This is a genomic window from Chroococcidiopsis thermalis PCC 7203, from assembly GCF_000317125.1.
In the GTDB taxonomy this organism is placed as follows: domain Bacteria; phylum Cyanobacteriota; class Cyanobacteriia; order Cyanobacteriales; family Chroococcidiopsidaceae; genus Chroococcidiopsis; species Chroococcidiopsis thermalis.
Map to the genome: position 1 here is coordinate 1,148,646 of NC_019695.1, position 14,024 is coordinate 1,162,669.

11 protein-coding genes are annotated in these 14,024 nt (G+C 45.3%); 6 read left to right on the forward strand and 5 right to left on the reverse strand.

Annotated elements, in window-relative coordinates; translation table 11 throughout:
* Window positions 1–4 precede the first annotated feature (4 nt).
* Window positions 5–2,833 (forward strand): DAHL domain-containing protein, encoded by a 2,829-nt coding sequence (locus CHRO_RS29450; protein ID WP_015153106.1) that lies wholly within the window; start codon window positions 5–7, stop codon window positions 2,831–2,833.
* On the opposite strand, the gene CHRO_RS05070 is transcribed toward CHRO_RS29450, so the two are convergent.
* From CHRO_RS05070 to CHRO_RS05085, 5 genes are all read right to left on the reverse strand, one after another.
* Complete coding sequence (locus CHRO_RS05070; RefSeq protein ID WP_015153107.1) at window positions 2,830–3,267, reverse strand: response regulator; 438 nt, start codon at window positions 3,265–3,267, stop codon at window positions 2,830–2,832. The two genes, CHRO_RS29450 and CHRO_RS05070, sit on opposite strands and share 4 nt — an antisense overlap.
* 338 nt (window positions 3,268–3,605) lie before the next feature.
* Window positions 3,606–3,983, reverse strand: a complete 378-nt coding sequence (locus CHRO_RS05075) for a response regulator (RefSeq protein WP_015153108.1) — start codon at window positions 3,981–3,983, stop codon at window positions 3,606–3,608.
* Window positions 3,984–3,999: 16 nt separating this feature from the next.
* Window positions 4,000–4,146 (reverse strand): hypothetical protein, encoded by a 147-nt coding sequence (locus CHRO_RS31640; protein WP_181824273.1) that lies wholly within the window; start codon window positions 4,144–4,146, stop codon window positions 4,000–4,002.
* Window positions 4,147–4,149: 3 nt separating this feature from the next.
* Window positions 4,150–6,906, reverse strand: coding sequence for an ATP-binding protein (locus tag CHRO_RS05080; RefSeq protein ID WP_015153109.1), 2,757 nt, complete (start codon window positions 6,904–6,906; stop codon window positions 4,150–4,152).
* Window positions 6,907–7,028: 122 nt separating this feature from the next.
* Window positions 7,029–8,897 carry a response regulator gene (locus CHRO_RS05085; RefSeq protein ID WP_015153110.1) on the reverse strand — a complete coding sequence of 623 codons (1,869 nt, stop codon included), beginning with the start codon at window positions 8,895–8,897 and terminating at the stop codon, window positions 7,029–7,031.
* An 844-nt stretch (window positions 8,898–9,741) separates the two neighbouring features.
* On the opposite strand from CHRO_RS05085, the gene CHRO_RS05095 reads away from it, so the two are divergent.
* The 5 genes from CHRO_RS05095 to apcD (CHRO_RS05115) all read left to right on the forward strand — a co-directional run bounded on the left by CHRO_RS05095 (window position 9,742) and on the right by apcD (CHRO_RS05115) (window position 13,960).
* On the forward strand, window positions 9,742–10,872 hold the full coding sequence (locus CHRO_RS05095) for a photosynthetic reaction center family protein (protein WP_015153111.1): 1,131 nt from the start codon (window positions 9,742–9,744) through the stop codon (window positions 10,870–10,872).
* A 209-nt stretch (window positions 10,873–11,081) separates the two neighbouring features.
* Window positions 11,082–12,191: a photosystem II q(b) protein gene (gene psbA / locus CHRO_RS05100; RefSeq protein ID WP_015153112.1), complete on the forward strand. Its 1,110-nt coding sequence runs from the start codon at window positions 11,082–11,084 to the stop codon at window positions 12,189–12,191.
* A gap of 118 nt (window positions 12,192–12,309) precedes the next feature.
* On the forward strand, window positions 12,310–12,786 hold the full coding sequence (apcD, locus tag CHRO_RS05105) for an allophycocyanin subunit alpha-B (protein WP_015153113.1): 477 nt from the start codon (window positions 12,310–12,312) through the stop codon (window positions 12,784–12,786).
* 112 nt (window positions 12,787–12,898) lie between these two features.
* The gene (locus CHRO_RS05110) at window positions 12,899–13,384 is read left to right on the forward strand and encodes a globin family protein (protein WP_015153114.1); all 486 of its coding nucleotides are present in this window, start codon (window positions 12,899–12,901) and stop codon (window positions 13,382–13,384) included.
* A 96-nt stretch (window positions 13,385–13,480) separates the two neighbouring features.
* Window positions 13,481–13,960, forward strand: a complete 480-nt coding sequence (apcD, locus tag CHRO_RS05115; RefSeq protein WP_015153115.1) for an allophycocyanin subunit alpha-B — start codon at window positions 13,481–13,483, stop codon at window positions 13,958–13,960.
* The last annotated feature ends 64 nt before the right edge of the window (window positions 13,961–14,024 follow it).

Below are 14,024 nucleotides of genomic sequence, written 5' to 3' on the forward strand. Positions count from 1 at the left end.
TGATATGCGTCCACTGCGTTTGAAAAAATTCACTTCTGCCCTGAGTGACTATTTGCTGCCAACGGGTGCAGTCATCTTATTTTTACTGCTGTGGATGAAGTCACAAGCGATCGAGCCCAATCGACACAATCGCTACATTAGCAATTTACTACGAATTCAAGAACTCGATGCGCGGATAAATCAAAATGTCTTGCAAGCACGGTTGGGATTGCTGCCGTACTACGATCCAATCGTACATGAATTGGCAAAACTAAAACGAATTCAAGCAGATCTACAACAAATTCCGGCGTTTATTGATGCAGGCGAACGACAGTCAATCGATCGCGCTATTGAACTACATATTCAACTCTATCAGGACAAGGAAAGCCAGATCGAACAGTTTAAGTCTCAAATAGCTATTTTGCGTAATTCCGAATCATATTTTCCTGTTTCTGTCAATAGTTTGCTCCAGAATCAGACGATCGATCCAACTTTAGCAGCTCTTCTGAATAAATTATTGCAGGACGTACTGTTATTCAACCTCACCACCAGCCAAGAATTAAAACCAGAGATTGAAGATACAATTTCTCAAATTCTTGCTGTATCTCGCCCTACGGCTCAACGTGCGGATGTAAAACGAGCGATCGCCCATGCCCGAATCATCTTAGCGCGCCGTCCCCAAGGAGATCGCTTAGTAAATAACATATTGTCGCTACCGACTGGCGATCGCGGTGAAGACATTGCCCAAACTTACTACAACGCCTATCAACAAGCACTCGATACGGCAAGTCTGAATCGACTGGCACTTTATCTACTCTCTACATTACTAGTCATTGGAATTGCCACTTCAATTATTTGGAAACTCCGCACCTCTGCGATCGCCGTACAACAAAGCGAAGTAAAATTACGGGCAATTTTTGAGAACTCCCTGTTCGGCATTTTTCGCGTGCGGCTGGAAGATGGCTTAATTTTAGCCGCTAACCAGAGATTTGCGAACATGTTAGGACATAAATCGGCAGCAGAGATCGTCGGACATAAGCGCACTATCGATTTTTACGTCGATCCTAGCCAACGTCAGCAAATGCTCGAAATCGTGCAACAGCAAGGCGAAATTAATAACTTCGAGCAGCAATTTCGCTGCCAAGACGGGACGACATTCTGGGGGTTATTTTCGGCACGGTTAAACGTTGCAGAAGGATGTTTGGAAGGTGCGATCGCCGATATTAGCGATCGCAAAGCTGCTGAAGCCGCCCTAGCGCAGGCAAAAGAAGCCGCAGAAGTCGCAAATCATGCCAAAACTAAGTTTCTTTCTCACATGAGTCACGAATTACGCACTCCCTTAAGCGTAATTTTAGGCTTTACGCAACTCCTGACTCGCAGCAACCAACTCGATCCCAAACAACAGGAATATCTCGATACAATTAGCCGCAGTGGGGAACACCTCCTCGCCTTAATTAACGACGTATTGGAAATGTCCAAAATTGAAGCAGACAGAATTACGCTCAACGAGCAAGATTTCAACCTGCATCATTTACTGGATGGACTGCAACAAATGTTTCAATTGAGAGCCACATCCAAAGGGTTAGAATTTATCGTCGAGCGATCGCCCGATCTACCTGAATGCATTCGCACCGACGAAAGTAAACTGCGTCAGGTTTTAGTCAATCTAATTGGCAATGCGATTAAATTTACTCAGGCTGGAAGTGTAACTCTGCGCGTTAGTTTAGGAAGTCGGGAGTCGGGAGTCGGGAGCAGGGAAGAAGGACAAGAAGGACAAGGGGGACAAGGGGGAACTCGGGGATCCCACGACCGAAGGGAGTGGGGATTAGGGGGCGAAGGGGGACAAGGGAGACAAGGGGGACAAGGGGGACAAGGGGGACAAGGGGGACAAGGAAGCAATTCTAGTCACCAGCCACTAGCCACTAGCCACTCATTCTCACTACTCACTTTTTCAGTCACAGACACTGGAGTCGGAATCGCTCCAGCAGAAGTCGATCGCCTTTTCGATCCGTTCGTGCAAGCGGAAGCGGGTATTAGTTCTCAGGAGGGAACGGGGTTGGGATTGCCGATTAGTCGCAAATTCGTGCAATTGATGGGTGGAAATATTACGGTGGAAAGCCGTTTGGGTGAGGGAAGTTGCTTTGAGTTTTATATTCAAGCAGAGAATACCGCAGCCGATGTCATTCCATCACCAACAACCTCCAGACAAGTTATCGGGTTAGCTGCGGGACAGCCTGCATATCGAATTTTGATTGTGGAGGATAAGCCCAGCAATCGACAGTTGTTGTTAGAACTACTCCAACCTGTAGGGTTTGACGTGCGAGAAGCAGAGAATGGACGAGAGGCGATCGCAATTTGGCAAAGTTGGCAACCGCACCTAATCTGGATGGATCTGCGAATGCCTGTCATGGATGGATACGCAGCCACCAAACAAATTAAATCAGCCCCAGATGCTCCCATTATCATTGTCTTAACTGGTAGTGCTTTTGAGGAAGAACGCCAAATTGCCGTTGCTACTGGCTGCGATGACTTTATCCGCAAGCCTTTCCGTGCCGAAGTCCTATTTGAGAAAATGACTGAATATCTTGGCGTGCAGTATATTTACAAGGAGGAAGAAGGGAGAAAAGCGATCGATTCAACCCGCAATCTTCATGCTTCATCCTTACAAGTCATGCCTGTTGAATGGATCGAACAATTGCGCCAAGCGGCGATTTGCGTTAATGCTAAGTTATTACATCAATTAATCGCCCAAATTCCTCCATCACACGCATCTTTAGCCCAGTCGATCGCGCATTTAGTCGATAATTTCCAGTTTGAAGAAATTGTAAATTTGACGAGTGCTTTCTGTCACTAGTTCCAGTTCAGCGCGATCGCGACTTGGTTAGCCAAAGCTAATAAATCGAATGGCTTGGCGATCGCCACAATTACACCTAAATCAAGCGATTGTGGTAACTGATAAGAGTGTATGGTATTGGTTAATAAAATCACGGGAATATGCTGAGTCACGGGATTTTGCTGTAATTGTTGTAAGATTGTTGACCAGTCGCGATCGGGTGTGAGATCTGCTGCAACTTCTACTGAGCGATCGCTATACTTGGTAGTGCAGGCATCTAAGTCTAATAAAATCGCATCGACTTGTCTTGTCTGGGCTAAGACAATAATTTCGCAACGTGAATCAGCAACCAAAACTTCCCAGCCAGCAGCGATTTCTAAACAAATCTGAGCTAGTTCTCGAATCGCATTCTCATTCTCAATCAGTAAAACACGGCGAGATGCACGATTAACCACAATTATCAGTTATCAGTTATCAGTTACCGTAGGGGCGGGTATGAAGCGAAGATTTAATTGCTGTAGGCAGAGATCTTTTGCTAAACCCGTGCGTACAAAAGTCAGCGATTGGGGAACAGGAAACGGAAAGTCAAAAGTTATGATTTCCGACTTCCAACTTCTAACTGCCAACCTCTGCTATATCTTGTAGCGTAGGTAAAAAATATGAATAATTCATGAAGGATGTAAACAGTCAATAATATACACGCAAAAAGATATAGTTATAAGACTCTATAAACTACGTAATTCAACTCATGGAAAACAATATGAATAATTATTTATTTAAGTACCAAATTGTTTCATGACTTAGCAGCAATCAAAACTTGCTCGATTTGATTAGCCAAGGTAAAAGGATCGTAAGGCTTAGTAATTACCGCCGCTACCTGAATTTGTGTAAACTGTCTCTGTTCCGCAGGTTGAGCTTTAGCGGTGAGTAAAATGACAGGAATATTTTGCGTCAAAGGATGAGCTTGCAACTTTTGGAATGTAGTTAATCCATCCATATCCGGCATCATCACATCTAACAGAATCGCGTCAGGCTGTTCGGATGCAGCTGTCACCAATCCCTCTGCACCAGAGCTAGCTGTCAGCACTTCCCATTCCCCTGATATCTCCAGACAAATTTGAGTCGCTTCCCGAATATCCTGCTCGTCATCAATAATTAAAATGCGTTTCATGGTCATTAGTCATTGGTTATTTATTATTAGTTGATGGTTGATGGTCGCGATTTCCGACTTTGGTACGGGCGGGTTTGACCGCAGAATTGTTTGTTTTAGTAAAAGTTGGCTCAAAAAACCCGCCCCTACAATAACTGACAACTGATAACTGTTCACTGGTCACTGGTCACCGGTCACTGTTTTCTGCTAAGGGTAGGGTGAAGGAAAAAGTACTGCCTGTCCCTAAAACACTTTCGACCCAGATTTGTCCTCCGTGTTGCTGTACGATGCTGCGGCAAATTGCTAGTCCTAAGCCAGTCCCGCCTTGATGACCGGAGTTAGAAGCATCGACTTGCTGAAAGCGTTCAAAAATTGATTCGAGTTTATCAGCAGGAATACCGCGTCCGGTGTCTTTCACTTGGAATGTGATGTTGGTTGACAATTGGTAATTGGTAATGGGTAGTTGGTAGTTGGTAGTTGGTAGTTGATGGTTGGTTATTGCTCCTAGTCTCCTCTGCTCCTCTGCTTCCTTGTCCCCCTTGTCCCCCTTGTCCCCTTGTCCTTCTTCCCTGCTCCCTGCTCCCTGCTCCCTGCTCCCTAGTTCCGCACTCAGCCACACTGTAGATCCTGGGGAGGAAAATTTAATCGCATTGCTAAGTAGGTTAGTCAACGTCTGCACGATTCGGTCTGGATCTACCCACAACTTTGCTGATACTGGTGTGACGCACAGATTAATTTCTGCTTTCTCAGCCATTGCTTGCATAACCTCTGCCGATTGGACGATCAATTCAGATGCATCGCAAAGCTGTTTGTGCATAATGACTTTGCCAGAATTGATCCGTTCGATGTCGAGAATGTCGCTAATGAGGCGGACTAAACGGTTGGTATTGTCAAACGCAATTTCTAACATCCGCTGCCGTTTGGCTGGTTGAGTCTCTAGAAAACCCCGTGCTAGCAAACCCAAAGCAGTACGAATTGAAGTGAGAGGAGTTCGGAGTTCGTGGCTGACAACTGAGACAAACTCATCCTTCATCCGCTCGACAATTTGGCGCTCGGTAATGTCTTTAAATATGACAACTGCACCGACAATCTTTCCCTGTTCTCGAATTGGAGTGCTAACGTATTCAACTGGAAATTTTGACCCGTCGCGACGATAAAAAATATCGTTGGTTATGTATTGTACTGCTCCAGTTTGGAGGGTAGCGTAAATCGGGCTGTCTTCCCAAGTGTAAGGCGTGCCGTCCGGTTGGGAGTGGTTGACGATGGCATGGATAAATTTAGCATTGGAGCGATCGCGCGTTTCTGGTAAAAAGTAGCTGGCATGAATTTCTAAATCGCGATCGCAATTAGATCCAATTAGCTCTCTAACTCGGTATCCCAACATTCTCGCGGCAGCGGGATTAACAAAGGTAATTTTGCCTTGAGCATTTAAACCGTAAATTCCTTCGCCTGCCGAGTTGAGAATTAATTCATTTTGGCGGCTGAGGCGTTCTAAGGAAGCTTGCGCCTGTTCGCGCACGCTAATTTCTCTGAGTAAATCGATATTAGCACGTTGTAGTTCTGCGGTTCGCTCCTCGACTCGTTGCTCTAATTGGGCATTTAAAGCACAAATTTTAATCTCTGCTTGCCTGCGCTCTTGAATGTCGCGAGATAAATCGGCGTTGAGGGCATGAACTTGCAAATACAGTTCGTATTGTTGAATTGCCAGAGCGAAATGGCTACCTAGAGCTTGAGCTAGTTCTATTTCCGCACTCGTCCAGGCTTGCGCTTGTCCTTGTTTTAATTCTCGCCAAGTTTCAAAAGATTGAATCGGGCGCGTGTGGCGCGGATCGTCGCGATCGGGTCGTCGCGCCCATAGGGTTTCAATCTCAATTTCCCGTCGAAATACGCTCAAATAACCTAAAATTTGCTGTCGGTACTGCAAGCGCACGATTAACAAACCGCGAATTCGCACCGGAAACCATGCCAGCGCCAATTCTGGAGGAATTTCTAGACCGTGCCAATCGGCGATCGCCCAAGTACAGCGATCGTCATCCACAGTTGTTTGTGCGTCTAGCCACGATCGCCAACTCGAATATTCTTCCAGATACAACTGGCACCCCGCTTCAGATCGCCAAATCGGTTGTTCGCCACAAGTCAACAACTGCGCTGCGGTTCCTGGTCTTTGGGGACTAATATAAACTCTGCCACCCGTTCCCCCCAGCGCCGAGACAGTTAGCTCTAACGCTTGCTGTAACTGCATCTCGGTCATGGAATGCAATAATTTAGCCACGCGGTTAATCGTGGCTTCTTGTTGGGCTTGGATGCGAGTTTGTTCGAGCAAGGTACTTTGGGCGATCGCAATTGATAATTGATCTGCTACCAACTGCACCACCTGCAACTCTCGGTCTGTAACTTGTCGCGGTAAACTGTGATGGGATACTAACAACCCCCACAGGCGATCGCGATGTAAGATCGGCACGACTAGAGAAGACTGCACCCCCATCGAAGTGAGATACTCCACATGGCAAGGATCGACAGGGCGAAATCGAATGTCAATTTCTGGAAGCGATACTCCGGTAACCGGACAATCCAACGAACTTGAGCCAATTTCCTGTGCTGCCACATCAACAATCGAACGCTGACGCGCCTTCAAAAACAACTCTCGCGCCAGGGGCGGAATATCTTCGGCAGGAAAGTGTTGTCCCAGTAAAGATGGTAAACGTTCTTCCTGCACCGATTCTGCTACGACTTCGCCACTACCATCTAAATCGAACCGATAAACCATCACGCGATCGGTTCCCAAAAAGGCACGCACTTCGGCAACAGTTCCTGAAAGAATCGCAGGCAACTCCAAAGATTGACGAATGCGATTCATCATCCGATGTAGCAACACTTCCAGCGAAGCGATCTGTTCTTCGCTCGCTCCACAAGTAGAATTTGACAGGGAACGATTTGTTTGCATTTGACTACTGTTATCAGTTATTAGTGGAACCAGTGACTGGTGGCTAGTGGCTAGATAAAATAGCTTCCTTGTCCTCCTTGTCCTCCTTGTCTCCTTGTCCCCGACTCCCGACTCCCGACTCCCTACTGAATACTCTGCATCAATCGCATTTGCCCCAAGCGATTAAAGATTTGAGTTACGAGTTCCGTACCTAAAATCGACTTGCTCAAACAATCGTTTGCACCTGCGGTAAAGACTTGTTGTATGGTGCGATCGTCAGTGTGAGCTGTAAGAAAGAGGACGGGTAGTTTATGCCAACGTGGTTCGTTACGCACAATTTGACACAGATCGATGCCGTTAAACTGAGGCATTTCTACATCAAGCACAAGCATATCGGGGGCAAATTCTTCTAAAATTGCCCAAAAACGCGATGGTTCTTCCAACGTGTTGAGCTGAATGCCCCAAGGTTCTAATAACGCTTGCATTAGCGTCAGAATCTCTGGATCGTCATCCACAACTAGAATTTTGGTGGGATGAGAGCGAGTTTGTTGCAATCTCGTAACTGCTGCTAGCACCTCCTCTGGGTTGAAGGGTTGTCGTAAAAAAGCGTGAACGCCCAAACGAGACAGCTCGATTCGATCGCTTAATCGATCGCCTCTGGTACACAGTAAGACTGGAATTGGTGGAGTACGGTTTGTCAGTTCGGCAAGAATGGCTAAATCTGCGGCGGTGGTATTGGCAAGGGAAAGATTGAGTATGACTACATCGGCTGGAGATAGGCGATTGAACTTTTCTAAATGGGCGATCGCTGCTTTTGCTGCCGAGATATTCGGCGCAATTTTTACTCCAATTCCTGCGGTTGCAGCCAACTTGACGATTTGCTCTGCTAGTCCGGCATCGCCATCAATTGCTAGCATGACGATCGATTGCTGGCGCGGTAAGGGGCGATCGAGTTGGCTCAGGCTAGGTCGTTGAATTTCTCGTTTCAATGCCATCACCATTTCATATAAGTGCAGTGCCTCACTACGGTCTAAAATTACGTCTGCTTGCCAGATATCCTCGATATGTTTTGCCAACCGCGAACCTTTGGCAAACCCAAAAATACCCAACGCTCCTGCTAACTTGTGTGCTGCTTGTCGCGCTTTTTCGCGCAATTCTTCTGTGAGTTTGTTGTCTAGTAAGGATATGGTTGCTTGCTCTAACACGGCAACGCGATCGCTACTTTGATATTTGATTTTTTCCCAGACTTCTGCCAAGGCTGCTTTTGTCTGCTGCTGGATCGAGTCCTGACTTTGAGGTAAAGACGCGCCGCGCAGTTTTGTTTTTTTAGTTGTCGGTGCGGGTTGTTTCAGGCGATAACCCAGACCGTATACTGTTTCTATTAAATCGGCAGGTGCGCCGACTTGTTTCAATTTCTGTCGCAAACCCTTAATATGAGCCGTCACCGTGTCTTCTTTAGGGGCTTCTGGAACTGCCCAAACTCGATCTAAAATCTCACCACGGCTTAAGACGAGCTGAGGATGGCGCAGGAAAAGCTCTAGCAGACGATATTCGTTCGGTGTCAAATGCAAGACGCGATCGCCATATGTTACTTCACACGTCCCGCATTGCAGCCGCAAGTCTCCCCACTCTAAAGCTTGTAGGATTGGTTTACTTTGTCGTCGCAACAGTACGCGGATTCGAGCCAGTAATTCTGGCATATCGAAAGGTTTGACGAGATAATCATCTGCGCCTGCATCTAATCCCATCACTTTACGATCGCTAGAGTCTTGCGCCGTAATTAATAGCACGGGGGTTTGATATTTGCGATCGCGCAATCGTTGGCAAAGTTTAATACCATCAAGCTTAGGCAGGATCACATCTAGCAAAATTAAGTCATAGGTGAAAGTTTGAATGAGATCCCACCCAGTCTGACCATCAGTTGCAGTATCGACGACATAGTTTTGCTGCTGAAGCACATTTTTTAAAGCCTTAGCAACACATTCATCGTCTTCTATGAGTAAAATTCTCATTTTGTATCACCTATTAAATAAGTGAGTTGGTAATTGGTAATTGGTAGTTGGTAATTGGTAGTTGGTCAGTGAGAGATGCGTGTTACGACTTACGACTTCTGCCTCTTCCCTATCTTCACAAGTAAGTCGATCGATCGAACCGGATTCCTATAGCTAGCCAAGAATTACTAGCAGTCAATACTTCTTACGAAATATCCAAATTTCTCAGCCAGCAGTTGCAAAGCGAGAGGTATGTTGCTTTTATTACATTTTAATCTGCTATCAGGTCTCGAATTACTAGAAAGCTTCTAGCTAGAATGGTTGCTCAAGCTATATCCTAGAATCTTGGCTATTAAGATGCTAAGTGCGAATGCCTCCGTGTCAATACATTTTTTGAGTAGTTTTTTCTACCAGTGGATATAAGTAGACGATGTTTCTTATTTGACAAATATTATTCACAAATCTCTAATTTTAGTCTGCTTATAGCAAGTAAAATTAATTTTTCTTAATCTATTTTCAACTTTTAGTGAGCCAATGCTCATCGAGGAACAAAAGACTTTTTGGGAGTTGCTGCTAACAAGCACATTGAGTTGCAAGCATCTGACAGTAAGGGCGATCGTAACTTCAAGGCAAGCGATCGCGCGAGCGTTTTCTCGGTGAAATTATTACTTTTTGTAAACAAATTTCATTTCTTCATTGGTTCTTCAGGTTTTTTCCCTATTCTCAAACACAATCAACGTCCAACAAGTTTTGTTGCTCCTACTTTGATTGCTTTGATTCGACTATCAAAAGTCAACCCATCGCATCAGGATTAAAACACTGTTGCGGTGGGGAATTTCTCGCCCTTTATTAAACATCTATTCTCATGGTGTCAAAGACAGACAGTGCGATCGCGACTCCAACTCGTGGCGATCCTACTGAACAGATCCCAGTCACTAATGAATTAAAAAAACGCCAAAGCACTAGTATTTGGGATCGCTTTTGTAATTGGGTGACTAGTACTGAAAATCGGCTATATATCGGCTGGTTTGGAGTACTAATGATTCCCTGTATGCTGACAGCAGCCAGCGTGTTTATCGTTGCCATTATTGCCGCACCAGCAGTAGATATGGACGGTATGAGTTCGCCGATTACTGGCTCTCTACTAGACGGCAATAACATTATTACGGCTGCTGTCGTACCAACATCAGCGGCGATCGGACTGCATTTTTATCCACTTTGGGAAGCAGCCTCTTTAGATGAGTGGCTCTACAACGGTGGACCTTATCAACTGATCGTGCTGCATTTCTTGATCGGCATTATTTGCTATCAAGATCGCGAATGGGAATTGAGCTATCGCTTGGGAATGCGACCTTGGATTTCTTTAGCATTTACTGCACCCGTTGCGGCTTCAATTTCGGTCTTTTTAGTCTATCCAGTCGGACAAGGTAGCTTCTCAGCAGGAATGCCACTGGGAATTTCTGGAACTTTCAACTTCATGTTGCGGTTTCAAGCAGACCATAACATTCTCATGAGTCCTTTTCACGTCTTGGGAGTCATCGGAGTTTTGGGTGGTGCTTTCTTATGCGCTATGCACGGTTCCCTGGTGACTTCTACCTTGATCCGTATGGATGGCGATCGCAGCGACGAATTGAGCGAATCGACCAATGCCGGATACAAGCTCGGTCAAAAGCGCCCGACCTACAGTTTTAGGGCAGCTCAACTGTACTTGTGGCGGTTAATTTGGCGGGGAACTAGCTTTCCCAACTCGCGCCGATTGCATTTTTTCCTAGCAGCTTTTCCAGTAGCAGGAATCTGGTCTGCGGCTTTGGGGGTTGACATTGCAGCATTCAACTTTGAAAAGTTGAACTTCGAGCCAACCCACATTGAGAGCCAAGGCAGAACAGTAAATACATGGGCAGACGCGATCGACTGGGCAAATCTAGGCATAGATATGGCACGCGATCGCCAGTTACACCAATTCCCCAGTGACTTGATGGCAGTGAGTAATGAGTAGTGAGTGGCTAGTGACTCGTGACTGGTGACTAGAAAAGACTCTAGCTACTAGCTGTAATGACACACAAGATGAGTTCAAGATTATGCTTGCCAAATAGCTTTTAGGCAGGAAATTATTTTCGGCTAACGCCTTGTGCCAGTACAACTAGCCACCAGCCACTAGCCACCAGCCACTGGTTCCACTGATAACTGACAACTAATAACTGACATATGACTACAGTTTTACAGCGTCAATTAAACCGCGTCCCTGCGTGGGAAAGGTTCTGTAATTGGGTGACTAGCACAGAAAATCGGTTATATATCGGCTGGTTTGGCGTGCTGATGATTCCCCTTTTAGGAGTCTCCATTTGCGTCTTTACCATTGCTTTTATCGCAGCACCACCTGTAGATATTGATGGTATCCGCGAACCCGTATCAGGTTCCTTACTCTACGGCAATAACATCATTACTGGAGCCGTAGTGCCGATGTCTAATGCCATTGGCTTGCACTTTTACCCTATTTGGGAAGCAGCATCGATGGATGAGTGGCTTTACAACGGTGGACCCTATCAGATGATAGGTTTTCACTACATCCCAGCTCTGTGTTGCTATGCAGGGCGCGAGTGGGAGTTGTCCTATCGTTTGGGGATGCGTCCTTGGATTGCAGTTGCCTATACCGCTCCCGTTGCTGCCACCTCATCAGTGTTCTTGGTTTATCCCATCGGACAAGGTAGCTTCTCTGATGGTCTGCCAATGGGCATCAGCGGTACTTTCAATTTCATGTTTGTCTTCCAAGCCGAACACAATATTCTGATGCATCCCTTCCATATGTTGGGAGTTGCAGGAGTGCTGGGAGGTTCGTTGTTCTGCGCCATGCATGGATCGTTGGTGACATCCAGCTTAATTCGCGAAACAAGTGACAACGAATCGCAGAACTACGGCTACAAATTCGGACAAGAATCGGAGACATACAACATTGTCGCCGCCCACGGTTATTTCGGTCGTCTGATTTTCCAGTATGCCAGCTTCAACAATAGTCGTTCGTTGCACTTCTTTTTGGCAGCTTGGCCCGTGATTTGTATTTGGGCTACGGCGCTGGGTATCAGCACGATGGCGTTTAATTTGAACGGGTTTAATTTCAATAACTCAGTCCTCGACTCGCAAGGTCGCGTGTTACCAACTTGGGCTGATGTATTAAATCGGGCAAATCTAGGATTTGAAGTCATGCACGAACGCAATGCTCATAACTTCCCCTTAGATCTTGCTTGTAGCGATGCCGTTCCAGTAGCGTTCAAAGCGCCAGCAATCGCTGAAGTTCCACCACAGGCGATCGCCAGTTAAGCACTCATTTAGCTATCCTCTGGCTATTTATTGGCAAGTCTTTTGACTTTCCGATTGGCTTGCCAATTTTACTCAAACCAACTTGACAAAATGACTTAGCAATTTTTAGGAGAAAACAATGAGCATTGTTACCGAATTAATTCTGAATGCCGATAGTGAATCTCGCTATCCCGCACCAAAAGAAATTCAGGTCTATCAAAATTTTGTTAAAACAGGCGAACAGAGAATTCGGATTGCCAAAATATTAGCAGAAAACGAGCAAAGAATCGTTCAAAATGGTAGCGCGAGATTTTGGGAACGAGTTCCCAATACTCCTAGCAATAGCGGTAACGAACGTAAAACCGCTTCTTGCCAGCGCGATCAAGGTTGGTATATTCGTCTGATCGCCTATTCCGTATTAGCAGGTAGCGAAAAGCCTCTAGAAGAAATCGGCACGATTGGCATCAAAGAGATGTATAACAACCTCGAAATTCCGCTCAGAAACATAGTTGAATGTATGCGCTGTTTGAAAGAAGAAGCACTATCGCTGATGAGCGAAGAAGATGCTTTAGAAGTATCAGCATATTTTGACTACGTGATGCGATCGCTTTCTTAAAGTGATTAGTGTCTTGTGGCTAGTGGCTAGTGAAAAAAATTGAATCTAGCTACTAGCCACTAATGACCAGCCACTTACTAATTACCAATTACCAAATTTAGGAGATAAACCAATGCAAGACGCAATTACTGCTTTAATTAATTCTTCTGACGTTCAAGGCAGATATCTAGATCCGAGTTCTTTGGATAAGTTACAAAACTACTTTCAAAGTGGCGATATGCGGGCAAAAACTGCGATCGCAGTCAGTGCAAACGCTAAAAACATTGTCACCAAAACAGTAGCAAAATCTTTGCTTTATACAGATATCACTGCTCCTGGTGGCAATATGTATACTTGTCGTCGCTATGCTGCTTGCGTGCGCGATTTAGATTACTTTTTGCGCTACGCTACCTACGCAATGTTAGCAGGAGACACCTCAATTTTAGACGAGCGCATTCTTAACGGTTTAAGAGAAACTTATAACTCTTTAGGCGTGCCAATTGGGGCAACAATTCGCTCCGTACAAGCCATGAAAGAAGTTGTCACTAGTTTAGTTGGTGCTGATGCAGGCAGAGAAATGGGTGTTTATTTCGATCATATTGCTGCTGGTTTGAGTTAATTAGTGATTAGTGACTAGTGGCTAGTGAATAGAAAAGATTCCAGCCACTAGTCACCAGCCACTTATCAATTACCCATTACCCATTACCCATTACCAATGAGTATCATCACCAAAGCAATTGCTAGCGCCGATCGCGAAGCTCGTTATTTAAGTCCTGGGGAGTTGCGAACAATTCGCGACTTCTATAATGGCGGGGAAAACCGTTTGCGAATCGCTACAACTCTAATTGAAAACAGAAAAGAAATTGTTGAAAGAGGTAGTTTGAAGTTTTGGGAATGCTGTCCCGACACGCCAAGTAATAGCGGTAATAGAACTTATCGGGCATCTTGTTTGCGCGATCAAGATTGGTATATCCGCCTAATTGCTTATACAGTTATTGTCGGAGATGTAGAACCTCTAAAAGACATCGGAATTGTAGGTGTAAAAGAAATGTACGAATCCCTAGAAATTCCTTTAAGAAATTGGGTGGAATGCATTCGTTGTCTAAAAGAAGTGACTTTAGACCTTTTAAGTCGGGAAGATGCTGCTGAAGTCACACCGTATTTTGATTGTTTAATTCAGGGAATGATTCCATAATTCGGAATTCGGAATTCGGAATTCGGAATTGATTAAGATAACCACCAATTACCAATTACCAATT